The following is a 23,069-nucleotide window of genomic DNA, read 5'->3' as shown; positions in this document are numbered from 1 at the left end:
GAAGTTGGCGGCGCGACACGCCGGGCACGCGGCAGCCAACCTCATGATCGACGAGGCCGGAGCGTGGCAGGCCAGGGCGGCGGGGTGGCCGGGTGAGGGTGGGTGGGCGCGACGGGGATCAGCTGGTGCGGTCGGCGATGTAGTCGCAGAGCGACTCCAGCGCGCGGCGGGCCGGCCCCTCGGGGAGCGGAGCCAGCCGGGCGCGTGCGTCCTCGGCGTAGCTGCGCACCGTCTCCCGGGCGCGCTTGAGCGCCGGGGACTCCCGCAGCAGTCCGAGCGCCTCGGCGTGCAACGCGTCGTCCACCAGCGGGCCGGTGGACAGGATCTCGCGCAGCCGTACGCTCGCCGCGTCCGCGTCGTCGGCGGCCAGCGCGTACAGCACCGGCAGGGTGGGCACACCCTCGCGCAGGTCGGTGCCGGGGGTCTTGCCGGACTGGACCGACTCGCTGGCGATGTCCAGCAGGTCGTCGGAGAGCTGGAACGCGACGCCGATAATCTCGCCGTACCCGGCCAGGGCCTCGATGTGCTCGGGCGACGCGCCGCCGAACATGCCGCCGAAGCGGGCCGACGTGGCGATCAGCGAGCCGGTCTTCTCGGCGATCACGTGCAGGTAGTGCGCGACCGGGTCGGTGTCGCGCGGGCCGACAGTCTCGGCGATCTGGCCGTGCACCAGCCGGGCGAACGTGCGCGCCTGCAGGCGTACCGCCTCGGGGCCCAGGTCGGCGGCGATGTCCGCGGCCCGGGCGAAGAGGTAGTCGCCGACCAGGATGGCGACCGAGTTGGTCCAGCGGGAGTTGGCGCTCGGGGCGCCACGCCGCACTGCGGCCTCGTCCATCACGTCGTCGTGGTAGAGCGTCGCCAGGTGGGTGAGCTCCATCACCACGGCGGCGGGTACGACCTGGGGTGCGTCCGGCTCGCCGAACTGGGCGCCGAGCGCCACCAGCAGCGGACGGAACCGCTTGCCGCCGGCCTCCACCAGGTGCCGGGACGCCTCTGTCACCAGCGGATCGGCGCTCGCCACGCTCTCCCGCAGGCTCGACTCGACCCGGTCGAGCACGCCCAGCACGGAGGCTTCGACGCGCGGGTCGGCGAGGTGCAGGCCGAGCGCGCCGAACTGACCTGAACGCTCGCCAGCCGGGTTCGCCACGTCCTCAACCATGCCACACCCGTTCGACCTGCTCGTCGACGGGGATACGCCGAGGGCCGGCACGCCACGGCATACCGGCCCCCGGTGTGATCACCTCTGTCATCTGACGAATTCGGCGGCACCGGTCGTCAGGTCGAGCAGCGGGCCGGGCACCACGCCCAGCGCCAGCGTGGCCACCACGCCGATGACCAGGGCGGCCGAGGTGAGCGCACCCGGCACGGTCACCGTGGGGGTGGACTCGCCCGGCTCGGACAGCCACATCATCACCACGACCCGCAGGTACGGGAACGCCAGCACCATGCTGGTCAGCACACCCGCGATCACCAACCACGCCTGGCCCGCCTCCAGGGCCGGACCGAAGACCGCGAACTTGCTGGTGAAACCGCTGGTCAGCGGGATACCGGCGAAGGCCAGCAGGATGAACGTGAAGATCGCCGCGAAGAACGGCGAGCGGCGGCCCAGCCCGGCCCAGCGGGACAGGTGGGTGGCCTCCCCGTCGGCGTCGCGCACCAGCGTCACCACGGCGAACGCGGCGAGCACCGAGAAGCCGTACGCGGCCAGGTAGAACATGGTGCCGGAGAGCCCTTCGCGGCTCGGCGCCAGCACACCGACGAGCAGGTAGCCGGCGTTCGCGATCGACGAGTACGCCAGCAGGCGCTTGATGTCGGTCTGGGTGACCGCCAGCACGGCGCCGACCAGCATGGTCAGCACCGCGATCGCGCCGAGCACCGGGGTGAAGTCCCAGGAGGCCCCGCCGAACGCCACGTGGAAGACGCGCAGCAGCGCGCCGAACGCGGCGACCTTGGTGCAGGCCGCCATGAAGCCGGTGACCGGGGTCGGTGCGCCCTGGTAGACGTCCGGCGTCCAGACGTGGAACGGCGCGGCGGCGGCCTTGAACAGCAGGCCGATGGCGAGCAGCGCCATGCCGGCGAACAGCAGCACCGGGCTGGACGGGGAGTCGGTGACCGCGGCGTGCACGGTGGCGAAGTCGACGCCCGCCGTACGGCCCGGGATCCCGGAGGTGAAGCCGTAGATCAGGGCCACACCGAACAGGAAGAACGCCGATGCGTACGCGCCGAGCATGAAGTACTTCAGCGCCGCCTCCTGGCTCAGCAGACGCCGGCGGCGGGCCAGCGCGCAGAGCAGGTAGAGCGGCAGCGAGAAGACCTCCAGCGCGACGAACATGGTCAGCAGGTCGTTCGCCGCCACGAAGATCAGCATGCCGCCGATCGCGAACGACATCAGCGGGTAGACCTCGGTGGCGCCACCGACGCCCTCGGCCTGCCGCCGGTCCTCCGCCGACTCGGCGGTGACCGCTGCGTGCGCCACGAACGCGCCGCCCCGCTCCACGGTGCGCTCGCCGACGAGCAGCAGCGCCATCACCGCGAGCACCAGGATGGCGCCCTGGAGGAACAGCGTCGGGCCGTCGATCGCGATGGCACCGCCGATGGTGATCAGCCGGTCGTCGGAGTTCAGGATCACCATGACGATCGCGGCGAGCATCGCCACCAGGGCGAGCCCGAGCTGCACCGCGTTGCGCAGGCGACGCGGCACGAACGCCTCGACCAGGACCCCGAGCAGCGCCGCGCCCAGCATGATCAGGATGGGAGCGAGTGCCGCGTAGTCGATCGACGGCAGCCTCAGTTCACTCACTTCGCAGCCTCCTGGACGCTGCCGACCTCAGGGGCGGGATCGGACTTGCCGACGTCCTGCATGGTCGCCTGGACGGCGGGGTTGATGACATCGGTGACCGGCTTCGGATAGAAGCCGAGCAGCACGATCAGCGCGATCAGCGGCGCGACGACCACCTTCTCGCGCAGGGTGAGGTCACGTCGCATGCCCTCGACCTCGGTCAGCGCCGGGTTCAGGGTGCCCTGCGTGGTGCGCTGCACCATCCACAGCACGTACGCCGCCGCCAGGATGATGCCGAGCGTGGCGATCACCGCGACCGGCTTGTTGACCGTGAACGTGCCGATCAGCACCAGGAACTCGGAGACGAACGGCGCGGTACCGGGCAGCGCCAGCGAGGCCAGACCGGCGAAGAACAGCACCCCGGCGAGCACCGGCACCAGCTTGCCGGCGCCGCCGAAGTCGCTGATCAGCGCCGATCCGCGCCGGGCGATCAGCATGCCGACCACCAGGAACAGCAGGCCGGTGGCCAGGCCGTGGTTGAGCATGTAGAGCACCGCGCCGGTGCCGGCCTGGGTGGTGAACGCGAAGATGCCGACACCGATGAACCCGAAGTGCGCGATCGAGGTGTACGACACCAGGCGCTTCAGGTCGTTCTGGCCGACCGCCAGCAGCGCGGCGTAGATGATGCCGATGACGCCCAGCGCCAGCGCCCACGGTGCGAACCACCGCGACGCCTCCGGGAACAGCGGGAGGCAGTAGCGCAGGATGCCGAACGTGCCGACCTTGTCCAGCACGCCGACAAGCAGCGCGGCGGCACCGGCCGGTGCCGCGCCACCGGCGTCCGGCAGCCAGGTGTGGAACGGGAAGAACGGCGCCTTGATCGCGAAGGCCACGAAGAAGCCGAGGAACAGCCAGCGGGCCGTGTCGGTGGCGAACTCCGCCTGGCTCAGCGCCTGCCAGTCGAAGGTCTTCCCGCCGACCACCCAGAGGCCGATCACCGCGGCCAGCATGAACAGACCGCCGACCAGCGAGTAGAGGAAGAACTTCACCGCCGCGTACTGCCGCTGGTGGCCGCCGTAGCTGCCGATCAGGAAGTACATCGGCACCAGCATGACCTCGAAGAACACGTAGAACAGGAAGACGTCGGCGGCGGCGAAGACGCCGATCATCGTGCATTCGAGGACGAGCAGCAGAGCGAAGTACGCGGGCACCGAACGCTTCGACGCCTCGGCGTCGTGCCAGGACGCCAGGATCACCAGCGGCACCAGGATCGCGATCAGCATCAGCATGACCAGCGCGATGCCGTCCACCTCGAAGGTGAAGTTCACGCCCCAGTTCGGGATCCACGGGTACGACTCGCGGAACTGGAACCGGTCACCACCGGCGGAGAAGGCGAACCACATCACCACCGAGAGCACCAGCACCAGCAGCGACCAGCCGAACGCCACCAGCTTGGCCAGGTCGGGACGGCTGCGCGGCAGCAGTGCCACCACCAGGGCGCCGACCAGCGGCGCCACGGTCAGCACCGAGAGGAACGGGAAGTTGGACATTATTCGGCCTTACCTCCGTCGTGACTGCGTGGCCCGCCGGCGGGGGCGGCCGCGTTGAGGTCGATCACGCCAACCACCCCGCCTGCACCGCCAGGAACGCCGCCACCACGAGCAGCGCGCCGGTCAGGATCGAGGTCGCGTACGACCGCACGAAGCCGGTCTGGAGCCGCCGGAGCCGGCCCGAGCCCCCGCCCACGGCGGCGGCCAGGCCGTTCACCAGCCCGTCCACGCCCCGGTTGTCGAGGAACACCAGCGCCCGGGTGAGGAAGATGCCCGGCTTCTCGAAGACCGCCTCGTTGAAGGCGTCCGTGTAGAGGTTGCGGCGGGCGGCGGTGACCACCACGCCGGCCGGCTGCGGCTCGGTGGCCGTACCGGAGCGGAACAGGAACCAGGCCAGCCCGGCGCCCAGCACGGTGAGCAGCAGCGACAGCGCGGTGAGCAGCCAGTGCGCCAGCACCGGCGCGTGCTCCCCGCTCTCGGCCGCGAGCCCGTTGGTGGCGGTGAGCCAGTCCGGCACCGAGGTGGCGAGCAGGAAGCCCGCGCCGACCGAGCCGACCGCCAGCAGGATCAGCGGGATGGTCATCAGCTTCGGCGACTCGTGCGGGTGCTCGATGTCCTCGGTCCAGCGCTTCGGACCGTGGAACGTGAGCACGAACAGCCGCGTCATGTAGAACGCGGTGAGCCCGGCGCCGAGCAGCGCGGCCAGCCCGAACAGCCAGGCCGTCCAGCCCTCCCGCTCGAACGCGGCCACGATGATCGGCTCCTTCGAGAAGTAGCCGGAGAACGGGAACATGCCGATGATGGCGAGCCAGCCCATCATGAACGTCAGCCAGGTGACCTTCATGTACTTGGACAGCCCGCCGAAGCGGCGGATGTCCACCTGGTCGTTCATGCCGTGCATGACCGAGCCGGCGCCGAGGAACATGTTGGCCTTGAAGAAGCCGTGCGCCAGCAGGTGCACGATGGCGAGCGCGTACGCGCCGCCGCCGAGACCGACGCCGAGGAACATGTAACCGATCTGGCTCACCGTCGACCAGGCCAGCACGCGCTTGATGTCGTCCTTGGCCGCGCCGATGATGCAGCCCATCAGCAGGGTGAGCGCGCCGACGCTGACCACCACGAGCTGGAGCGTCTCGTTGGCCGAGAAGATCGCGTTGGAGCGGGCGATCAGGTAGACGCCCGCGGTGACCATGGTGGCCGCGTGGATGAGCGCGGACACCGGGGTCGGGCCCTCCATCGCGTCCGGCAACCACGCCTGGAGCGGGAACTGACCGGACTTGCCGGCCGCGCCGAGCAGGAGCAGCAGGCCGAGCACCAGCACGGTGGTCGAGGTCATCGAGCCGACCCCGTTGAACACCTCGTCGTACTGGGTGGTGCCGAGCATGGCGAACATGATGAAGATGCCGATGGCCAGGCCGGCGTCGCCGACCCGGTTCATCAGGAAGGCCTTCTTGCCGGCGGTGGCCGCGCTGGGCCGGCCGTACCAGAAGGAGATCAGCAGGTACGACGCCAGGCCGACGCCCTCCCAGCCGAAGTAGAGCATCACGTAGTTGTTGCCGAGCACCAGCAGGAGCATGGCGGCGACGAACAGGTTGAAGTACGCGAAGAACAGCCGCCGGCCCTTGTCGTGCGCCATGTACTCCACGGCGTAGAGGTGGATCAGGAAGCCCACCCCGGTGATCAGCAGGACGAAGACCGCGGCCAGCGGGTCGAAGAGCAGACCGAAGTCCACCTTCAGGTTGCCGACCGCCATGAAGTCCCAGAGGCTCAGCTCGACCTGCTTGTTCTCCAAGCCGCGGAGCTGGAAGAAGTAGGTCAGCCCGAGCACGAAGGCGGCGCCGATGGCGCCCACGCCGAGCCAGTGGCCCCAGCGGTCGGCCCGCTTGCCGAGCAGCAGCAGGATCGCCGCGCTGACCAGCGGGATCGCCACCAGCAGCCAGACACTGCCCAGCATCCCGTCCGCCGTGGCGAAGGTGACGGCTTCGGCTGGCTCAGACTGGGCGATCGTCAGAATCTGTTCCACCACGAGCCCCTCAGTACTTCAGCAGGTTGGCGTCGTCGACGCTGGCCGAGCGCCGGGTCCGGAAGATCGCCATGATGATCGCGAGCCCGACCACGACCTCGGCCGCCGCGACCACCATCACGAAGAACGCCATGATCTGGCCGTTCAGGTCGCCGTTGATCCGGCTGAACGTGACCAGGGTCAGGTTGGCCGCGTTGAGCATCAGCTCGATGCACATGAACAGCACGATCGCGTTGCGCCGGACCAGCACGCCCACGGCGCCGATGGTGAACAGCACCGCCGCGAGGATGAGGTAGTAGTCCGGGGTCATTTGTCAGTCCCCTTCGGTGCGGTCTCCTCGGCCGTCAGCTCGCGCACCGGCAGGATCTCCGGGATGCTGCGGTCGGTCAGCCGGCCGTCGGGCAGACGGGCCGGGGTGGCCACCGAGGAGGACGTGGCGTAGACACCCGGGCCGGGCTTCGGTCCGGGGTAGTTGCCGGGGCGGAACCGCGCCTTCATGGTGGCGATCTGGTCCATCCGGTCCGCCTTGCGCCGCTCCACGTGCGCCAGCACCATCGCGCCGATGGCGGCGGTGATCAGCAGCGCCGAGGTCAGCTCGAAGGCGAAGACGTACTTGGTGAACAGCAGCCGGGCGATGCCCTGCACGTTGCCCTCGCCGTTGGCCTGGTCGAGCCCGACCGCCTGGACGCCGTCGAGCGCGCGGTACAGGCCGGTGCCCACCAGGCCGGCGAAGCCGAGTCCGAGGACCACGGCGGCGACCCGCTGGCCGCGCAGCGTCTCGATGAGCGAGTCGGACGCGTCCCGGCCGACAAGCATCAGCACGAACAGGAACAGCATCATGATCGCGCCGGTGTAGACGATGATCTGCACCATGCCGATGAACGGCCCGGCCTGGAGCACGTAGAACACGCCCAGGCAGAGCATGGTCAGCACCAGGAAGAGCGCGGAGTGGACCGCGTTGCGGGCCCACACCATGCCGACCGCACCGAGCAGGGCCAGCGGGGCGAGGATCCAGAAGGTGACCTCCTCGCCGCCGGACACCTGGCCGGCGGCGGCGAGCACCGTAGCCGAGGTCATGCCTTGCCTCCCTTGCCCGCCGCGGCGGCGGACCGCTGCTCGGCCTGCTCGGCGCCGGGGAAGGTCACGCCCGGGTGCTCCTCGACCTGGTACCGGCCGGGGCCCATCGGCGAGCGCTCGGCGCCGGCCGAGGTGCCCGGGTTGGTGAGCGCGCCGACGTAGTAGTCCTTCTCGCTGTCGCCCAGCCGCATCGGGTGCGGCGGCTGCTCCATGCCTTCGAGCAGCGGCGCGAGCAGCTGCTCCTTGGTGAAGATCAGGTCCTGCCGGTTGTCCCGGGCCAGCTCGTACTCGTTGCTCATGGTGAGCGAACGGGTCGGGCAGGCCTCGATGCAGAGCCCGCAGAAGATGCACCGGGCGTAGTTGATCTGGTAGATGCTGGCGTACCGCTCACCCGGGGAGAAGCGCTGCTCCTCGGTGTTGTCGCCACCCTCCACGTAGATCGCGTCGGCCGGGCAGGCCCAGGCGCACAGCTCGCAGCCGATGCACTTCTCCAGCCCGTCCGGGTGCCGGTTGAGGATGTGCCGCCCGTGGTAGCGCGGCGCCGAGACCGGCGGCTTGAACGGGTAGTCGGTGGTGACGACCTTCTTGAACATGTGCGAGAAGGTGACACCGAAGCCCTTGAACGTTCCGGTGATCGCGCCCACGTCACACCTCCCTGGAGTCCGGGCCGGCGACGACGTTGGCCGGCTCCCGCTCGGCGAGCACGCGCTTGGTACGCGGGCTCGGCGGAACCTGAAGATCCATCGGCGGCAGCGGGAAGCTGCCGTACGGCCGGGTGTCCGCCTGCTCCTGGAGCGACGGCTTCGGCTCCTTCTTCCGCGACGGCCAGAAGAGCGTGATCAGCAGCAGCACGCCCGCGCCGACGGCGGTGACGAGCAGCCGGTCCCGGGTCTGCCAGTCCTCGATCGAGCGCAGCCCGGCGAGCACCATGATCCAGACCAGGTTCAGCGGCAGCAGCACCTTCCAGCCGAAGCGCATGAACTGGTCGTACCGGAGCCGCGGCAGCGTGCCGCGCAGCCAGACGAAGACGAACACCAGCATGATGACCTTGCCGAAGAACCACAGCATCGGCCACCAGCCCTCGTTGGCGCCCGACCAGATCGTGATCGGCCACGGCGCGTGCCAGCCGCCGAGGAAGAGCGTCACGGTGAACGCCGACATGGTCACCATCGCGACGTACTCGCTGAGCATGAACAGCGCGAACTTCAGCGAGCTGTACTCGGTCTGGAAACCGGCCACCAGCTCCGACTCCGCCTCGGGCAGGTCGAACGGCGCCCGGTTCGTCTCACCGACGATGGCGATGAAGAACATGATGAAGCTGGGCAGCAGCAGGATCGCGTACCAGCCCGGTGCGGCGAGGTCGAAGCCGCCGATGCTCAGCCGGGTGCCGTCGCCCTGCGCGGCGACGATCCCGCTCGTCGACATGGTGCCGGCGGTCATGAAGACCGCGACCACGCTCAGGCCCATGGTGACCTCGTACGAGACCAGCTGGGCCGCCGAGCGCAGGCCGCCGAGCAGCGGGTACGTGGAGCCACTGGCCCAGCCGCCGAGCACGATGCCGTACACGGCGAGCGAGGAGAAGGCCAGCACCACGAGCACCGCCACCGACACGTCGGTGACCTGCAGCGGCGTCCGGTGCCCGAAGATGCTCACCATCGGCCCGAACGGGATCACCGACAGCGCGGTGACCGCGCAGACCACCGAGATCACCGGAGCGAAGAAGTAGACGACCTTGTCGGCCTTGCGCGGGAGGATGTCCTCCTTGAAGGCCAGCTTCACGCCGTCGGCGAGCGTCTGGAGCAGACCGAACGGGCCGGCCTGGTTGGGGCCGGGCCGCACCGCCATGCGGCCCACGACCCGGCGCTCGAACCAGACGCCGAGCAGCGTGGCCGCCACGGCGACGACGAACGCGAACAGGATCTTGCCGAGGACCAGCCACCACGGGTCCTTGCCGAAGTCGGCAAGCGTCGGGTCCTGCGCCGCGAGGATGACGGGGTTCACTGCACCCACCTTTCGTTCCCGCCTGCGGAGACGCTCACCACGTCGCCGGACGTCGCGCCGAGGCCGCGCCGCACGGTGGAGCCGGGTGAGTTGGTCGGCAGCCAGACGACGCCGTCGGGCATCTCGGTGATCGCCGCCGGCAGCGTGATCGCGCCGCGGTCGGTCCCCACCGTGACCGGGTCACCGTCGGCCACGCCCAGCGCCTCGGCGGTGCCCTTGCCCAGCCGGACCACCGGCGGGCGGGCGGTGCCGGCGAGGTGCTCGTCGCCGTCGGTGAGGCTGCCCAGGTCGATCAACTGGTGCCAGGTCGCGAGCACCGCCTCGCCCGGTCCGGGCTCGCGCACGGCGGCCGGCTCGACCGAGGGCGCCGACGGCCGCTCGATCCGGGTGCGCGGCAGCGCGCCCAGCTCGCGCCGGATGCTCGGCACGTCGCCGGTGCCCAGCCGCACGTCGAGCTGCGCGGCGAGCGCGTCGAGGATGCGGGCGTCGGTCATCGCGCCGGTGTCCAGCACCTTCTCGAACGTGCGCAGCCGGCCCTCCCAGTCCAGGAAGCTGCCGGCCTTCTCGACCACGGGCGCGACCGGCAGGACCACGTCGGCCCGGCGGGACACCGCGCTCATCCGCAGTTCCAGGCTGACCAGGAACGGCACCGCGTCCAGTGCGGACTCGGCCAGGCGCGGATCGGCCAGGTCGGCCGGGTCGACGCCGGCCACCACCAGGGCGCCGATCTGGCCGTTCGCGGCGGCGGTGAGGATGCCGTCGGTGTCGCGGCCGGCCTGGCTCGGGATCACCCCGGCCGGGATGTCCCACGCCTCGCCCAGCTCCGCGCGCGCGGCCGGCTCGGTGACCACACGGCCGCCGGGGAGCAGGTTGGGCAGGCAGCCCGCGTCGACAGCGCCGCGGTCACCCGCGCGCCGCGGCACCCAGACCAGCCGGGCACCGGTACGCCGGGCGACGTCCGCCGCCGCCGACAGCCCGCCCGGCACCTCGGCCAGGCGCTCGCCGACGATCAGGATCGCGCCGGGCCTCCCCAGCGCCTCGGCCACAGTGGCGTGCTCGGCCAGCACGCCGGCCTCCTCGCCGGGCACCACGCGGGCCAGCTTCGCCCCGAGCTTCTCCAGGCCCCGGGTGGCGAACGGCGCGATCGCGTACACGGTGAGCTTCTTCTTCAGGTACGCCTTGCGCAGCCGCAGGAAGAGGATCGGGCACTCCTCCTCCGGCTCCAGGCCGACGAGCACCACCGCGGGCGCGTTCTCCACGTCCGTGTAGGTCACGTCGGTGACCCCGGCGACGCTGCTGGCCAGGAAGTCGGCCTCCTCGCGGGAGACCGGGCGGGCCCGGAAGTCGATGTCGTTGGTGTGCAGCGCGATACGGGCGAACTTCGCGTACGCGTAGGCGTCCTCGACGGTGAGGCGGCCGCCGGTCAGCACCGCCGTGCCGGTCGCGCCGTCGCGGGCCGCGCGCAGCCCCTCGGCGGCCCGGGTCAGCGCCTCGCTCCAGGACGCCTCGCGCAGCTCACCGGTCTTCTCGTCGCGCACCAACGGCGTGCTGATCCGGTCGAACGCGCGGGTGTACTGGAAGCCCCAGCGGCCCTTGTCGCAGTTCCACTCCTCGTTCACCGCCGGGTCGTCGCCGGCCAGCCGGCGCAGCACCTTGCCACGCCGCCAGTCGGTGCGCTGGGCGCAGCCGGCCGAGCAGTGCTCGCAGACGCTGGGCGTGGAGACCAGGTCGAACGGGCGGGCCCGGAACCGGTACTGGGCGCCGGTCAGCGCGCCCACCGGGCAGATCTGCACGGTGTTGCCGGAGAAGTACGAGTTGAACGGGACGTCACCGGCGTCGCCGTCCTCGCCGTACTCCTCGTCCCGGTAGATGTTGATCTCCTCGTGCGAGGAGCGTCCCATCAGGTCGATGAACTTGTCGCCGGCGATCTCCTCGGAGAACCGGGTGCACCGCTGGCAGAGCACGCAACGCTCGCGGTCGAGCAGCACCTGGGTGCTGATCGGCAGCGGCTTCGGGTACTCCCGCTTGTGCTCGTGGAACCGCGAGTCGGTCCGGCCGGTGGACATCGCCTGGTTCTGCAGCGGGCACTCGCCGCCCTTGTCGCACATCGGGCAGTCCAGGGGGTGGTTGAGGAGCAGCAGCTCCATCACCCCCTCCTGGGCCTTCTTGGCGACCGGGGAGGTGAGCTGCGTCCGCACCACCATGCCGTCGGCGACGGTCTGGGTGCAGGAGGCGACCGGCTTGCGCTGGCCCTCCACCTCCACCAGGCACTGCCGGCAGGCGCCGGCCGGGGCCAGCAGCGGGTGGTCGCAGAAGCGCGGGATCTCGGTGCCGAGCTGCTCGGCGACGCGGATCAGCAGCGCACCCTTGGGCGCGGTGACCTCGACGCCGTCGATGGTCAGCGTGACGGTCTCGGTCTGCTTGGCTACGTCGGTCATCAGTGAGCTCCAACCAGCTGCTTGTCGGAGAGCTTCGGAGCGGTACGTCCCTCGATGTAGTCGAGGTAGTCCTGCTTGAAGTACTTCAGCGACGAGGTGACCGAGCTGGTCGCGCCGTCACCCAGACCGCAGAACGAACGGCCGAGGATGTTGTCGCAGGTGTCGAGCAGGGTGTCCAGGTCCTCGTGGGTGCCCTGGCCGGCCAGGATGCGCCGGTAGACCCGGACCATCCAGTAGTTGCCCTCCCGGCACGGGGTGCACTTGCCGCACGACTCGTGGTGGTAGAACTCCAGCCACCGGTAGGTCGCGTACACCGGGCAGTCCTGGTCGGAGAAGATCTGCGTGGCGGTGGTGCCCAGGATCGAACCGGCGCCCGCCACCCCCTCGAAGTCCAGCGGCACGTCCAGGTGCTCGGCGGTCAGCAGCGGCGTCGACGAGCCACCCGGGGTCCAGAACTTCAGGTTGTGCCCGGGCTTCATGCCGCCGGCCAGCTCGATCAGCTCGCGCAGCGTGATGCCCATCGAGCACTCGTACTGGCCCGGGTTGGCGATCCGGCCGGACAGCGAGTAGATCATCGGGCCGGACGACTTCTCCGTGCCCATCGTCTTCCACCAGTCCGCGCCACCGAGCACGATGTACGGCACGCTGGCGATGGTGCCGACGTTGTTGACCACCGTCGGGCTGGCGTACAGGCCGTGGGTCGCCGGGAACGGCGGGCGCAGCCGGGGCTGGCCCCGGAAGCCCTCCAGCGAGTCCAGCAGCGCGGTCTCCTCACCGCAGATGTACGCCCCGGCGCCCGAGTGCACCACCAGGTCCAGGTCGAAGCCCGAGCCGAGGACGTTCCGGCCGAGGTAACCCTTGGCGTACGCCTCGGCGACCGCGCTGCGCAGCCGCCGGGCGGCGTGCACCGCCTCACCACGGATGTAGATGTACGCCCGGTTGGCCCGGATCGCGTACGAGGCGATGATGACGCCCTCGACCAGCGAGTGCGGGTCGTAGGTCATCAGCGGCAGGTCCTTGCAGGTGCCCGGCTCGCCCTCGTCGGCGTTCACCACCAGGTAGTGCGGCTTGCCGTCGCCCTGCGGGATGAAACCCCACTTGAGACCGGTCGGGAAGCCCGCGCCGCCCCGGCCGCGCAGCCCGGAGTCCTTGATCAGCTGGATCAGGTCGTCCGGGTGCGCCTTGAGCGCCTTGCGCAGGGCGGCGTAGCCGTCCAGCTTCTCGTAGGTGCCGAGCCGCCAGGCGTCCGGCGACAGCCAGCGCTTGGTGAGCACCGGCGTGAGCTTGGCCAGCGTCTCCGGCCGAGGAGTGGTCACTTGCGGACCCCCGATCCGTTCGCGTCCGCCGGGTCGGCGCCGCCCGCGCCCGTACCGGATTCCGCTTCCTTGAGGTTGCGCTCCTGCGCGCCGGCCGCGTCGCCGGCGGGCTTGCCGTCGCCGGCCGGCGGGTTCGCCGCCGCGCCGGCCGCCTCCGCCGCCTGCGCGTCGCGCGACGCCGGGGCCGGGCCGTCCACCGGGACCTTGGTGCCGGGCGCGTCCGGCACCGCGGTGCCCGCGTCCGGCTGCCGGGTCTCGGCGGTACGCACCTGCGGCGACTTGTCGTCCGGGGCCTTCACGTCCGGCGCGGTGCTGCCGGTGGCCGCCTCCGGCTCGGCCGCCTCACCCGCGCCCGAGTTGCCGGCGGGTGCCAACTTGACCGGCTCGGGCGCCGGGGCCGGCTTCTCGGCCTTCGCCTTCGCCTCGGCGGCGGCCCGGTCGGCCTCGGCCTTGCTGCGGATCGGCGTCTTCGGGTCGAAGCCCGGCACCGAGACGCCGTGCTGCTCGGCCAGGCGCAGACCGCGCAGGCTCGGCTCGCCCGGCCCGCCGTCGGCCACCGCGCCCTCGCGCTCGTCGGCGAAACCGGCGAGCTGGACGGCCATCTCCTTGAGCGTGCACAGCCGCGCGCCCCGGGTGGGCATCGGACGGCCACCGGCGCGCAGCTCCTCGACCACGTCGAGCGCGGCCTGCGGCTCCACGTTGTCGAAGAAGTCGTAGTTGACGGTCATGACCGGGCCGTAGTCGCACGCCGCCAGGCACTCGGCGTGCTCCAGGGTGATCTTCCCGTCGGCGGTGGTCTCCTCGTGCCCGACGCCGAGGTGCTCGGCCAGGGTGTCGTAGACCTTCTGCCCGCCGAGCACGTCGCACATGGTGTTGGTGCAGACGCTGACCAGGTAGTCACCGGTGGGCTTGCGCTTGTACATGGTGTAGAAGGTGGCGACGGCGCCGACCTGGGCCTTGTTGAGCCCGAGCACCTCCGCGCAGAACTCGACACCGGCCGGGGAGACGTAGCCCTCCTCCGACTGGACCAGGTGCAGCAGCGGCAGCAGCGCCGAGCGGGACCGGTCCGCCGGGTACCGGGCGATGATCTCCCGCGCCCGGAGCCGGGTCTCTTCAGTGAACGTGCTCATCGGTCACAACCACCCATCACGGGGTCCAGCGAGGCGCCGCCGGCGATCACGTCGGCGATCAGGCCGCCCTCGGCCATCGCCGGGAGGGCCTGGAGGTTGACGAAGCTCGGCTCCCGGTAGTGCACCCGGTAGGGCCGGGTGCCGCCGTCGGACACCGCGTGCACGCCCAGCTCGCCGCGGGGCGACTCGATGCCGACGTACACCTGGCCCGGCGGAACCCGGAAGCCCTCGGTGACGAGCTTGAAGTGGTGGATCAGCGATTCCATCGACTGACCCATGATCTTGGCGACGTGCTCCAGCGAGTTGCCCATGCCGTCCACGCCGATGGCGAGCTGCGCCGGCCAGGCGATCTTCTTGTCGGAGACCATCACCGGGCCGGGCTTCAGGCGGTCCAGCGCCTGCTCGATCAGCTTCAGCGACTCGCGGATCTCGGCCACCCGGACCAGGTAGCGGCCCCACACGTCACCGTCGGTGTGGGTCGGCACGTCGAACTCGTACGTCTCGTAACCGCAGTACGGCATGGTCTTGCGCAGGTCCCAGGCGAGGCCGGCGCTGCGCAGCACCGGGCCGGTGACGCCGAGCGCCATGCAGGCGGTCACGTCGAGCACCGCCACCTGCTGCGTGCGCTCCAGCCAGATCGGCTGGCCGGAGAGCAGGTTCTCGTACTCCTTGAGCCGCTTCGGCATCAGCGTCAGGAAGTCGCGGATCTTGCGGATCGCGTCGTCCGGCACGTCCTGCGCGACACCGCCCGGCCGCACGTACGCGTGGTTCATCCGCAGGCCGGTGATGGTCTCGAAGATGTCGAGGACGTACTCCCGCTCGCGGAAGCCGTACAGCATCATGTTGATCGCGCCCAGCTCCATGGCGGTGGTCGCCAGCCAGACCAGGTGCGACGAGACGCGGTTGAGCTCCATCATCAGCACGCGGATGGTGGTGGCCCGCTCGGTGATGTCGTCGGTGATGCCGAGCAGCTTCTCCACCGCGAGCGCGTACGCCGTCTCGTTGAACAGCGGCGAGAGGTAGTCCATCCGGGTCACGAACGTCGAGCCCTGGACCCAGTTGCGGTATTCCAGGTTCTTCTCGATGCCGGTGTGCAGGTAGCCGACGACCGAGCGGGCCTCGCGGACCGTCTCGCCCTCCAGCTCCAGGACCAGCCGGAGCACGCCGTGGGTGGACGGGTGCTGCGGACCCATGTTGACGACGATCCGCTCGTCGTTGATCGGGTCCGTGCCGGAGACGACCTCGTCCCAGTCCCCGCCGGTGACGGTGAAGACCTTGCCCTCGGTCGTCTCGCGCTCGGTCGCGTAGTTCGACGTGGTCATTGGTACGACCTCCTACGGTCCGGCGGGGGGATCTCCGCACCCTTGTACTCGACGGGGACGCCGCCCAGCGGGTAGTCCTTGCGCTGCGGGTGGCCCTCCCAGTCGTCCGGCATGAGGATCCGGGTCAGGTTGGGGTGGCCGTCGAAGACGACGCCGAACATGTCGTACGCCTCCCGCTCCTGCCAGTCGGCGGTCGGGTAGACGGCGGTGACGCTCGGGACGTGCGGGTCCTCGGCGGAGACCGCCACCTCCAGCCGGACCATGCGGCGGTAGGTCATCGAGGTCAGCTGGTAGACCACGTGCAGGCGGCGCTCCGCACCCAGGTAGTCCACACCGGACACCGAGGAGAGCAGCTCGAAGCGCAGCGCGAGGTCGTCGCGCATCACCTGGCAGACCTCGGCGATCCGCTCCGGGCGGACGTGCAGGGTCAGCTCACCCCGGTCGACCACGACCTTCTCGATCGCGTCGCCGAAGTCGGGATACGCCTCCTCCAGCGCGTCCCGCACCTCGTCGAAGTAGCTGCCGTACGGCCGGGTCGCCTCCTCGATCGGCTTGCGCTGGCGGACCAGGCCGCCGTAGCCGGAGACGTCGCCGGTGCCCTGGTTGCCGAACATGCCCCGGCCGGCCGGGCTGGCCGGCGGGTACTCGGCCGGTGCGGTGGAGCTGGCGCCGACCGGGGTGGTGGGTACCGGCACCCCGCCGTCGTTGGTCTTGTCGTTGCTCATTTCGGGCCCCTATGCGACGCCTGAAGGTGGTTCTGCGCCTTCATCCAGTTCTCGATCCGCAGCTGCTCCTCACGCCCCTCGCGGACCGCCTTCGTCCACTCGGCACGGCGGGCCTTGTCGCTGCGGTACGACGAGGGCATCGAGCCGTACGGCACCACCGGCACGTCGCCGCGCGCCTGGCGGGCCTCAAGCATCTTGCGGCCGTTCGGGCCCAGCGGCTCGTGCATGATCTTCTCGCGCAGCTTGAGCACCGCGTCGATGAGCATCTCCGGCCGGGGCGGGCAGCCGGGGAGGTACATGTCGACCGGTACGACGTGGTCGACGCCCTGCACGATGGCGTAGTTGTTGAACATGCCGCCGCTGCTGGCGCAGACGCCCATCGAGATGACCCAGCGGGGCTCGGCCATCTGGTCGTAGATCTGGCGCAGGACCGGGGCCATCTTCTGGCTCACCCGGCCGGCCACGATCATCAGGTCCGCCTGGCGGGGCGAGGCGCGGAAGACCTCCATGCCCCAGCGGCCCATGTCGTAGTGCGGGCCGCCCGCCGCCATCATCTCGATGGCGCAGCAGGCCAGACCGAACGTGGCGCCCCAGACCGAGGTCTTCCGCGTCCAGTTGACCAGCTTCTCGACGCTGGTGAGCAGGACGCCGGAGGGGAGTTTCTCCTCGATGCCCATCTGCTACCTCCTCAGTCCCAGTCCAGGCCGCCGCGCCGCCAGACATAGGCGTAGGCGACGAAGACCGCGACGATGAACAGGACCATCTCCACGAAGCCGAAGATCGGCAGGGCGTCGAAGGAGACCGCCCAGGGGTAGAGGAAGATGATCTCGATGTCGAAGACGATGAAGAGCATCGCCGTCAGGTAGAACTTGATCGGGAACCGGCCGCCGCCGACCGGCTGCGGGCTCGGCTCGATGCCACACTCGTACGCCTCGAGCTTGGCCTTGTTCAGACGCCGCGGGCCGGCGAGTCGGGCAGCGGCCACGGAGAACAGCGCGAACGCCGCAGCGAGGGCGAACAGCCCGATGATGGGTGCGTAAGGAGAGAGCGTCATCGTTGTCCCCTGCTCGTCCTTCCCTGACCTCGGTGGTTGGCCAAAATCACACTATTCACGTCCCTGAGACCTCGGTCGTCGGGGGGTCGATCTCTGTCCGGCTCGTGGTCGGTGGTCTCCTACACGGCCGGGGCCACCTTCGTCATCGCGTTGATGACCCGGTCCATCGCGTCCCCGCCGCGCGGGTCGGTCAGGTTGGCCAGCAGCTTGAGCACGAACCGCATGAGCATCGGGTGCGGCATGCCGTGCTTGGTCGCCATCCGCATGATCTCGGGGCGGCCGATGAGCTTCACGAAGACGCCGCCGAGCCGGTAGTAGCCGCCGAAGCGGGCCTTCAGCTCCTGCGGGTACGCCATCAGCGCCCGCTCGCGCTCCGCGCCGGCCGGGCGGGCCAGCGCCTGCACCAGGACCTCCGCGGCCATCTCGCCCGACTCCATCGCGTACGCGATGCCCTCGCCGTTGAACGGGTTGACCATGCCGCCGGAGTCACCGACAAGCAGCACGCCGCGGGTGTAGTGCGGGACCCGGTTGAAGCCCATCGGCAGCGCGGCGCCGAGGGTCGGACCCTCCGCGTTGGACTCGTCGGTCATCCCCCAGTCCTCGGGGGTGTTCGCGAGCCAGTCGGTGAGCAGCTTGCGGTAGTTCGTCTTGCCGAACGCCGAGGAGGAGTTGAGCACACCCAGGCCGACGTTCACCCGGCCGTCGCCGAGGCCGAAGATCCAGCCGTAGCCGGGCAGCAACGCGTCGCTGCCCTTGGCCCGAAGCTCCAGCCAGGACTCCAGGTAGTCGTCGTCGTGCTTGGCGGGCGAGCGGTAGTAGCGGCGGACCGCCACGCCGATCGGGCGGTCCTCCCGCTTGGCCAGCCCGAGGGCGAGCGGGAAGCGGCCGGAGACGCCGTCGGCGGCGACCACGAGCGGCGCGTGGAAGGTGGCCGGTTCCTTGTCCGGGCCGACCTCGGCCTGCACGCCGATCACCCGGTCGTCGGCGTCGAGCACCGGCCCGAGGACGTTGACGCTGGTGCGCAGCTTCGCCCCGGCGGCGACCGCCCGCTGGGCGAGCAGGTCGTCGAAGTCGAGCCGGGTCCGCACGAGGCCGTAGTTGGGGAAGCTGGCCAGGTCGGGCCAGTCCAGCTCCAGGCGTACCCCGCCGCCGATCACCCGCAGGCCCTTGTTGTGCAGCCAGCCGGCCTCGGGCGAGGTGTCCACGCCCATCCGGATCAACTGCCGTACGGCGCGGGGCGTGAGCCCGTCGCCGCAGACCTTCTCCCGGGGAAACTCCGTCTTCTCCAGCAGCAGCACGCGTACGCCGTGCCGCGCCAGGTGGTACGCCGTGGCCGATCCTCCGGGACCGGCGCCCACGACGATGACGTCGGCGTCGTTCTCCACCGCGGTCATCCGCGCCTCCTCCCGCATGCTCGTGAAATGCTTCACAAGCCGATCCGGATGGAGTCTATGACCGGCGTTACACCAGTACGCGCTGAGGGGGGCCTAACTTGGCGGAAACGCGCCGGTAAGAGCGTCGAGAGCGGTCACGGACGGGCCTGCGCGGCCGGTCCCAGCCCGGCGTCGAGGCGGATCGCGTCGGGCAGGTGGTCGCGCAACGCGCCGCCGGCGGCCCGGTCCAGCGCGGCGAGCACCTCGGCGACGACCTGGCGGACATCGGCGGGATCCGCGCCGGCCAGCTCGCGGAGCTGCGCGATCAGCTCGGCGGCGTCGTCGTCGGTGGCGGCCTGGTCTGGTCCCGTCATGGAGGCGAGCCTACGGGACAAAGTAGACCAGAATCGGATATTTACGAAATGGGTGGTCAGTGCGGCCGGACTGTCAGTTTCGGACTGCCCGGTGCAGCGCCACGACGCCGCCGGTCAGGTTGCGCCACGCCACCCGGCCCCAGCCGGCCGCCGCGATCCGCCCGGCCAGCGCCGCCTGGTCCGGCCAGGCCCGGATCGACTCGGCCAGGTAGACGTAGGCGTCCGGGTTGCTCGACACGGCGCGGGCCACCGCCGGCAAGGACCGCATCAGGTACGACAGGTAGACGGTGCGGAACGCCGGGTTGACCGGCGTGCTGAACTCGCAGACCACCAGCCGCCCGCCCGGCCGGGTCACCCGGGCCAGCTCGGCCAGCGCCGCGTCGGTGTCGTTGACGTTGCGCAGCGCGAAGGAGATGGTCACCGCGTCGAAGCTGGCGTCGGCGAACGGCAACCGCAGCGCGTCCCCGGCCAGCAGCGGCACCGACGGACGCGTGCGCTTGCCGGCGTGCAGCATGCCCAGCGACAGGTCGGCGCCGACCGCGTACGCCCCGGAGTGGGCCAGCTCCTCGGTCGACACACCGGTGCCCGCGCCCACGTCCAGCACCCGCTCGCCCGGCCGCAGCCCGAGCGCCGCCCGGGTGGCCCGCCGCCAGGACCGGTCCTGCCCGAAGGAGAGCACTGTGTTCGTCAGGTCGTAGCGGGCCGCGACACCGTCGAACATCGCGGCGACCTCGTGCGGCTGCTTGTCCAGGCTGGCGCGCTGGCCCTGCGGGGTACGGCTCACCCCTCCACTCTGCCAGCCGCGCGCCGCCCGCCTCCGCCCGGGTACGCGGCAGGGCGGGGTGGTCGCCCACCCCGCCCTGCCGTCATCGCCGCTCCGGTCAGTCGCCGGCGCGCTCCTCGTCCGGAGTGACCAGGACCACCTTGCGGCGGCGGGACAGCATCATCAGCGCCGCACCGGCCACGAGCACCGCCGCGCCGGTCCCGCCGATCAGGCCGATCTGCATACCGGTCACCGGCAGGCCACCGTCACCGGTGCCGCCACCCGTGCCACCACCCGCGGTCGGGGTCGGCACCGCCGTCGCGCCGCCGGTCGGCGTCGGCCCGGCGCTCGGCGACGAGGTCGGCTGGGCGGTCGGCGACGGGCTCGGGGTCGGGCTCGACGGCGGGCTCTGGTCGACGAAGACGTCGAACAGCGCGGTGTTGTCACCGTCGTCGGTCTCGGCGAACGCCCGCCGCTGCGCCGAGCTGGCGACGCGCGGCTCCTCCTCGGCCGCACCGGCGGCACCGTCGAGGCCCTTGGCCCAGACGATCCCGGGCCGGAGCAGCTTCTCGGTCACATCCGCGCCGACAGTCACCCGGACGTCGGCGGTGTAGTACTGGCCCGGCTTGAGGACCGCGCCCGCGTCCTCGCAGTACGCGTTGAGGACACCGCCCAGGTTCTGCTCGACGCAGCCCTCGGGCAGCTTCGCGAAGGTGACTCCGGCCGGCAGGCCGATCCCGTACGCGATGCCGGTGGCACGCTTGCTGCCGTCGTTGAACACGGCCCAGTCCAGCGGCGCGGTCCCGCCCGGCCGGACCGGGCGCAGGCCCGGCTCGCCCGCGTCGTCGCCGTCGACCACCACGTCGGCGTACACGTCCTGCACCCAGGTGGTGAGGTCGTAGCCCGGCTCGGTGACGGTGATGTCGTGCTCGATCTCGTCCAGCACCCTGGTGCTCTCGCCCGCGCTGATCGCGACCGTGAGCGTGCCGGCCGCGCCCTTGCCGCCCTTGGCGAACAGCGGGATGCCGAAGTCCTCGGAGGTGCCGGCGGGCAGGTCACCGAGCAGGCAGGAGAAGGCGGTCCCCCGGATGTCGCAACCGGCCGGGACCAGCACGCCGACCTTGCCGGTCTTGAGGCCGTTCGTCTCGACGGTGACCCGGACGTCCTTCGCGTCCACGGTCCCGACGGTGTTGTTCACCTGGAACTTGAACGGCTTGGCCTTCGCCTCGCTGACGCCCTTGGCGAGGTGGTAGCTGAGCGGGATGAGCTGGAGGTCGGCCTCGTCGGCGGCCTGCGCCGGGCCGGCGAGCGCGCCGAGACCGGCGGTGGAGAGCAGGGCCACGACGCCGGCGCGGGCCAGCGTGGACCGGTAGCGGAAGGTCATTGTTCCCCCGGGGATAGGGAGGCGTGATCACGCCGAACGAACGGACGGTACCGGAGCGACGCGTCGTGACGCCAGGACCCGGAGGTGGGAATTCCCATCGATACCGGCAGACGGCAGGGGCGGGATGGTCACCCATCCCGCCCCTGCCGCGGTGCGTTATGTGAACGGCCCTCATGGGCCGATGGAGGACGACGGTCCCCGACGACGCCGCAAGCGTAATGGCGTCGCCGGCTCACCGGGCCGCGCTCGCCCGGGTCGCCGCCGACCTGTTACCTGCCTGCTCGCGGCCCGGATCGGTGGTGTCGCGCGGGCAGGCTAGCCGCCGGTGATCACGCGGGTGAAGACCCTGGGCCGAAGCTTCACCGGAAACGGGCGGACCTCCGGCCGCATGACGGACCCCGACCGGCCGAACGGCGGAACCGGGTCAGTTGACCTCGACCAGCGGCAGCGACTTCCCGGCCCCGCCGCCGGGCAGCGCGATCGACGAGAAGTGCGAGACCACGCGGTCGTCGCTCGGGTCGTCGGCGGGCGTGTGGTGCACCGCCAGCCGGTTGTAGAGCGTGTCCCGCTGGGCCGGGATCCGGTCGGCCGACCGGATCATGCCGATCAGCTCGTGCAGGTTGGACCGGTGCCGGGCACCGGCCGAGGAGATGACGTTCTCCTCCAGCATGATCGAGCCGAGGTCGTCCACGCCCATGTGCAGCGCGAGCTGCCCGACGTCCTTGCCGGTGGTCAGCCAGGACGCCTGGAGGTGCGGCACCGTCTCGAAGAACAGGCGGGCCACCGCGACCAGCCGCAGGTATTCCAGCGTCGTCGCCTGGGTGCGGCCCTTCAGGTGGTTGTTCTCCGGCTGGTACGTCCACGGGATGAAGGCCCGGAAGCCGCCGGTGCGGTCCTGCACGTCGCGGATCATCCGCAGGTGCTCGATGCGCTCGGCGTTCGTCTCGCCGGTGCCCATCATCATGGTGGCCGTCGACTCCAGGCCCTGCCGGTGCGCCAGCTCCATGACCTCAAGCCAGCGGGCGCCGGACTCCTTCAGCGGCGCGATCGCCTTCCGCGGCCGGTCCGGCAGCATCTCGGCGCCGGCGCCGGCGATCGAGTCCAGGCCGGCGGCCTTGATCCGGGCGATGGCCTCGTCCAGGCTCACGCCGGAGACCTTCGCCATGTGCAGGATCTCGCTCGGGCCGATCGAGTGGATGGCGAGCTGCGGGTACGCCTTCTTGACCGAGGAGAACAGCTCCTCGTAGTACTCGACGCCGTAGTCCGGGTGGTGCCCGCCCTGGAGCATGACCTGGGTGGCACCCAGCTCGACCGCCTCACCGCAGCGGCGCAGGATCTCCTCGGTCGGGTGGGTCCAGCCCTCCTTGTGCTTGGGGGCCCGGTAGAACGCGCAGAACTTGCACGCCGTCACGCAGACGTTCGTGTAGTTGATGTTGCGATCGATGAGGTAGGTGACGATGTTGTCCGGGTAGCGGCGCCGCCGTACCGCGTCGGCCGCCTCGCCCAGCGCGTGGAAGGGCGCGTCGGTGTAGAGCAGCAGCGCCTCCTCGGGCGCGATCCGCCCGCCGTCCGCGCCGCGTTGCAGGATGTCGTCGATCTCCCGGTTCGCCGTCACATCCCCGAGCGTACGTCGCGACCGGTGGATGCCGCCGTACTGGGCCCTCCGGTGTGAGCCGAACGCACTTCCCCAAAAATATCCTCAAGATCGAAATAAAACATCGTTGGTTCGTTGACAAGATGTTGAGCATCTCGCATCATCT

The 23,069-nt window shown here is 70.7% G+C and carries 20 protein-coding genes; all 20 read right to left on the bottom strand.

Annotated features, from left to right (window positions below):
* Positions 1 to 118: 118 nt before the first annotated feature.
* Positions 119 to 1,159 carry a polyprenyl synthetase family protein gene (locus ACGFIA_RS10000; protein ID WP_357386925.1) on the bottom strand — a complete coding sequence of 347 codons (1,041 nt, stop codon included), beginning with the start codon at positions 1,157 to 1,159 and terminating at the stop codon, positions 119 to 121.
* A gap of 87 nt (positions 1,160 to 1,246) precedes the next feature.
* A complete protein-coding gene (gene nuoN / locus ACGFIA_RS09995) occupies positions 1,247 to 2,800 on the bottom strand; it encodes an NADH-quinone oxidoreductase subunit NuoN (protein ID WP_357386923.1) in 1,554 nt (517 codons plus the stop codon).
* Positions 2,797 to 4,329 carry an NADH-quinone oxidoreductase subunit M gene (locus ACGFIA_RS09990; RefSeq protein ID WP_013473559.1) on the bottom strand — a complete coding sequence of 511 codons (1,533 nt, stop codon included), beginning with the start codon at positions 4,327 to 4,329 and terminating at the stop codon, positions 2,797 to 2,799. The genes nuoN and ACGFIA_RS09990 overlap by 4 nt, the downstream gene beginning before the upstream one ends.
* Positions 4,330 to 4,393: 64 nt before the next feature.
* Positions 4,394 to 6,355 carry an NADH-quinone oxidoreductase subunit L gene (nuoL, locus tag ACGFIA_RS09985; RefSeq protein ID WP_393259487.1) on the bottom strand — a complete coding sequence of 654 codons (1,962 nt, stop codon included), beginning with the start codon at positions 6,353 to 6,355 and terminating at the stop codon, positions 4,394 to 4,396.
* Between the two features lie 7 nt (positions 6,356 to 6,362).
* Positions 6,363 to 6,662 (bottom strand): NADH-quinone oxidoreductase subunit NuoK, encoded by a 300-nt coding sequence (nuoK, locus tag ACGFIA_RS09980; RefSeq protein WP_013283611.1) that lies wholly within the window; start codon positions 6,660 to 6,662, stop codon positions 6,363 to 6,365.
* Entirely contained in the window at positions 6,659 to 7,429 is a 771-nt protein-coding gene (locus ACGFIA_RS09975) for an NADH-quinone oxidoreductase subunit J (protein ID WP_357477941.1), read from the bottom strand. Before ACGFIA_RS09975 ends, nuoK begins: the two co-directional genes overlap by 4 nt.
* Positions 7,426 to 8,073, bottom strand: coding sequence for an NADH-quinone oxidoreductase subunit NuoI (gene nuoI / locus ACGFIA_RS09970; RefSeq protein ID WP_030500778.1), 648 nt, complete (start codon positions 8,071 to 8,073; stop codon positions 7,426 to 7,428). Before nuoI ends, ACGFIA_RS09975 begins: the two co-directional genes overlap by 4 nt.
* Position 8,074: 1 nt before the next feature.
* Positions 8,075 to 9,430, bottom strand: coding sequence for an NADH-quinone oxidoreductase subunit NuoH (gene nuoH, locus ACGFIA_RS09965; RefSeq protein WP_357386918.1), 1,356 nt, complete (start codon positions 9,428 to 9,430; stop codon positions 8,075 to 8,077).
* Positions 9,427 to 11,868: an NADH-quinone oxidoreductase subunit G gene (locus tag ACGFIA_RS09960; protein ID WP_357477944.1), complete on the bottom strand. Its 2,442-nt coding sequence runs from the start codon at positions 11,866 to 11,868 to the stop codon at positions 9,427 to 9,429. The genes nuoH and ACGFIA_RS09960 overlap by 4 nt, the downstream gene beginning before the upstream one ends.
* On the bottom strand, positions 11,868 to 13,184 hold the full coding sequence (gene nuoF / locus ACGFIA_RS09955; protein WP_357386914.1) for an NADH-quinone oxidoreductase subunit NuoF: 1,317 nt from the start codon (positions 13,182 to 13,184) through the stop codon (positions 11,868 to 11,870). The genes ACGFIA_RS09960 and nuoF overlap by 1 nt, the downstream gene beginning before the upstream one ends.
* Positions 13,181 to 14,314, bottom strand: coding sequence for an NADH-quinone oxidoreductase subunit NuoE (gene nuoE / locus ACGFIA_RS09950; protein WP_357386912.1), 1,134 nt, complete (start codon positions 14,312 to 14,314; stop codon positions 13,181 to 13,183). The genes nuoF and nuoE overlap by 4 nt, the downstream gene beginning before the upstream one ends.
* Entirely contained in the window at positions 14,311 to 15,636 is a 1,326-nt protein-coding gene (locus ACGFIA_RS09945) for an NADH-quinone oxidoreductase subunit D (protein WP_357386911.1), read from the bottom strand. The genes nuoE and ACGFIA_RS09945 overlap by 4 nt, the downstream gene beginning before the upstream one ends.
* Positions 15,633 to 16,361, bottom strand: coding sequence for an NADH-quinone oxidoreductase subunit C (locus tag ACGFIA_RS09940; protein ID WP_357386909.1), 729 nt, complete (start codon positions 16,359 to 16,361; stop codon positions 15,633 to 15,635). Before ACGFIA_RS09940 ends, ACGFIA_RS09945 begins: the two co-directional genes overlap by 4 nt.
* Positions 16,358 to 17,038: an NADH-quinone oxidoreductase subunit B family protein gene (locus ACGFIA_RS09935; RefSeq protein ID WP_013283602.1), complete on the bottom strand. Its 681-nt coding sequence runs from the start codon at positions 17,036 to 17,038 to the stop codon at positions 16,358 to 16,360. The genes ACGFIA_RS09940 and ACGFIA_RS09935 overlap by 4 nt, the downstream gene beginning before the upstream one ends.
* An 11-nt stretch (positions 17,039 to 17,049) precedes the next feature.
* A complete protein-coding gene (locus ACGFIA_RS09930) occupies positions 17,050 to 17,415 on the bottom strand; it encodes an NADH-quinone oxidoreductase subunit A (RefSeq protein WP_013283601.1) in 366 nt (121 codons plus the stop codon).
* Between the two features lie 119 nt (positions 17,416 to 17,534).
* Positions 17,535 to 18,809 carry a geranylgeranyl reductase family protein gene (locus ACGFIA_RS09925; protein WP_357477949.1) on the bottom strand — a complete coding sequence of 425 codons (1,275 nt, stop codon included), beginning with the start codon at positions 18,807 to 18,809 and terminating at the stop codon, positions 17,535 to 17,537.
* A gap of 134 nt (positions 18,810 to 18,943) precedes the next feature.
* Positions 18,944 to 19,162 (bottom strand): hypothetical protein, encoded by a 219-nt coding sequence (locus tag ACGFIA_RS09920; protein ID WP_357386904.1) that lies wholly within the window; start codon positions 19,160 to 19,162, stop codon positions 18,944 to 18,946.
* Between the two features lie 73 nt (positions 19,163 to 19,235).
* The gene (locus ACGFIA_RS09915) at positions 19,236 to 19,946 is read right to left on the bottom strand and encodes a demethylmenaquinone methyltransferase (RefSeq protein ID WP_357386902.1); all 711 of its coding nucleotides are present in this window, start codon (positions 19,944 to 19,946) and stop codon (positions 19,236 to 19,238) included.
* A 97-nt stretch (positions 19,947 to 20,043) separates the two neighbouring features.
* Positions 20,044 to 21,309 (bottom strand): cell wall anchor protein, encoded by a 1,266-nt coding sequence (locus ACGFIA_RS09910; RefSeq protein WP_357477953.1) that lies wholly within the window; start codon positions 21,307 to 21,309, stop codon positions 20,044 to 20,046.
* Between the two features lie 424 nt (positions 21,310 to 21,733).
* Entirely contained in the window at positions 21,734 to 22,924 is a 1,191-nt protein-coding gene (gene mqnC, locus ACGFIA_RS09905; RefSeq protein WP_357477956.1) for a cyclic dehypoxanthinyl futalosine synthase, read from the bottom strand.
* Positions 22,925 to 23,069 lie beyond the last annotated feature (145 nt).

Source organism: Micromonospora sp. NPDC049203, assembly GCF_043197215.1.
Taxonomy (GTDB): Bacteria; Actinomycetota; Actinomycetes; order Mycobacteriales; family Micromonosporaceae; genus Micromonospora.
This window is presented reverse-complemented; position numbering and strand designations above follow the sequence as displayed.

What these genes read in the sequence shown, in the direction of transcription:
- ACGFIA_RS10000 (WP_357386925.1), bottom strand. Translation starts at nt 1,159, where the DNA reads ATGGTTGAGGACGTGGCGAACCCGGCTGGCGAGCGTTCAGGTCAGTTC.
- ACGFIA_RS09990 (WP_013473559.1), bottom strand. Translation starts at nt 4,329, where the DNA reads ATGTCCAACTTCCCGTTCCTCTCGGTGCTGACCGTGGCGCCGCTGGTC.
- nuoK (WP_013283611.1), bottom strand. Translation starts at nt 6,662, where the DNA reads ATGACCCCGGACTACTACCTCATCCTCGCGGCGGTGCTGTTCACCATC.
- ACGFIA_RS09975 (WP_357477941.1), bottom strand. Translation starts at nt 7,429, where the DNA reads ATGACCTCGGCTACGGTGCTCGCCGCCGCCGGCCAGGTGTCCGGCGGC.
- ACGFIA_RS09960 (WP_357477944.1), bottom strand. Translation starts at nt 11,868, where the DNA reads ATGACCGACGTAGCCAAGCAGACCGAGACCGTCACGCTGACCATCGAC.
- nuoE (WP_357386912.1), bottom strand. Translation starts at nt 14,314, where the DNA reads ATGAGCACGTTCACTGAAGAGACCCGGCTCCGGGCGCGGGAGATCATC.
- ACGFIA_RS09945 (WP_357386911.1), bottom strand. Translation starts at nt 15,636, where the DNA reads ATGACCACGTCGAACTACGCGACCGAGCGCGAGACGACCGAGGGCAAG.
- ACGFIA_RS09940 (WP_357386909.1), bottom strand. Translation starts at nt 16,361, where the DNA reads ATGAGCAACGACAAGACCAACGACGGCGGGGTGCCGGTACCCACCACC.
- ACGFIA_RS09935 (WP_013283602.1), bottom strand. Translation starts at nt 17,038, where the DNA reads ATGGGCATCGAGGAGAAACTCCCCTCCGGCGTCCTGCTCACCAGCGTC.
- ACGFIA_RS09930 (WP_013283601.1), bottom strand. Translation starts at nt 17,415, where the DNA reads ATGACGCTCTCTCCTTACGCACCCATCATCGGGCTGTTCGCCCTCGCT.
- ACGFIA_RS09925 (WP_357477949.1), bottom strand. Translation starts at nt 18,809, where the DNA reads ATGACCGCGGTGGAGAACGACGCCGACGTCATCGTCGTGGGCGCCGGT.
- ACGFIA_RS09920 (WP_357386904.1), bottom strand. Translation starts at nt 19,162, where the DNA reads ATGACGGGACCAGACCAGGCCGCCACCGACGACGACGCCGCCGAGCTG.
- ACGFIA_RS09910 (WP_357477953.1), bottom strand. Translation starts at nt 21,309, where the DNA reads ATGACCTTCCGCTACCGGTCCACGCTGGCCCGCGCCGGCGTCGTGGCC.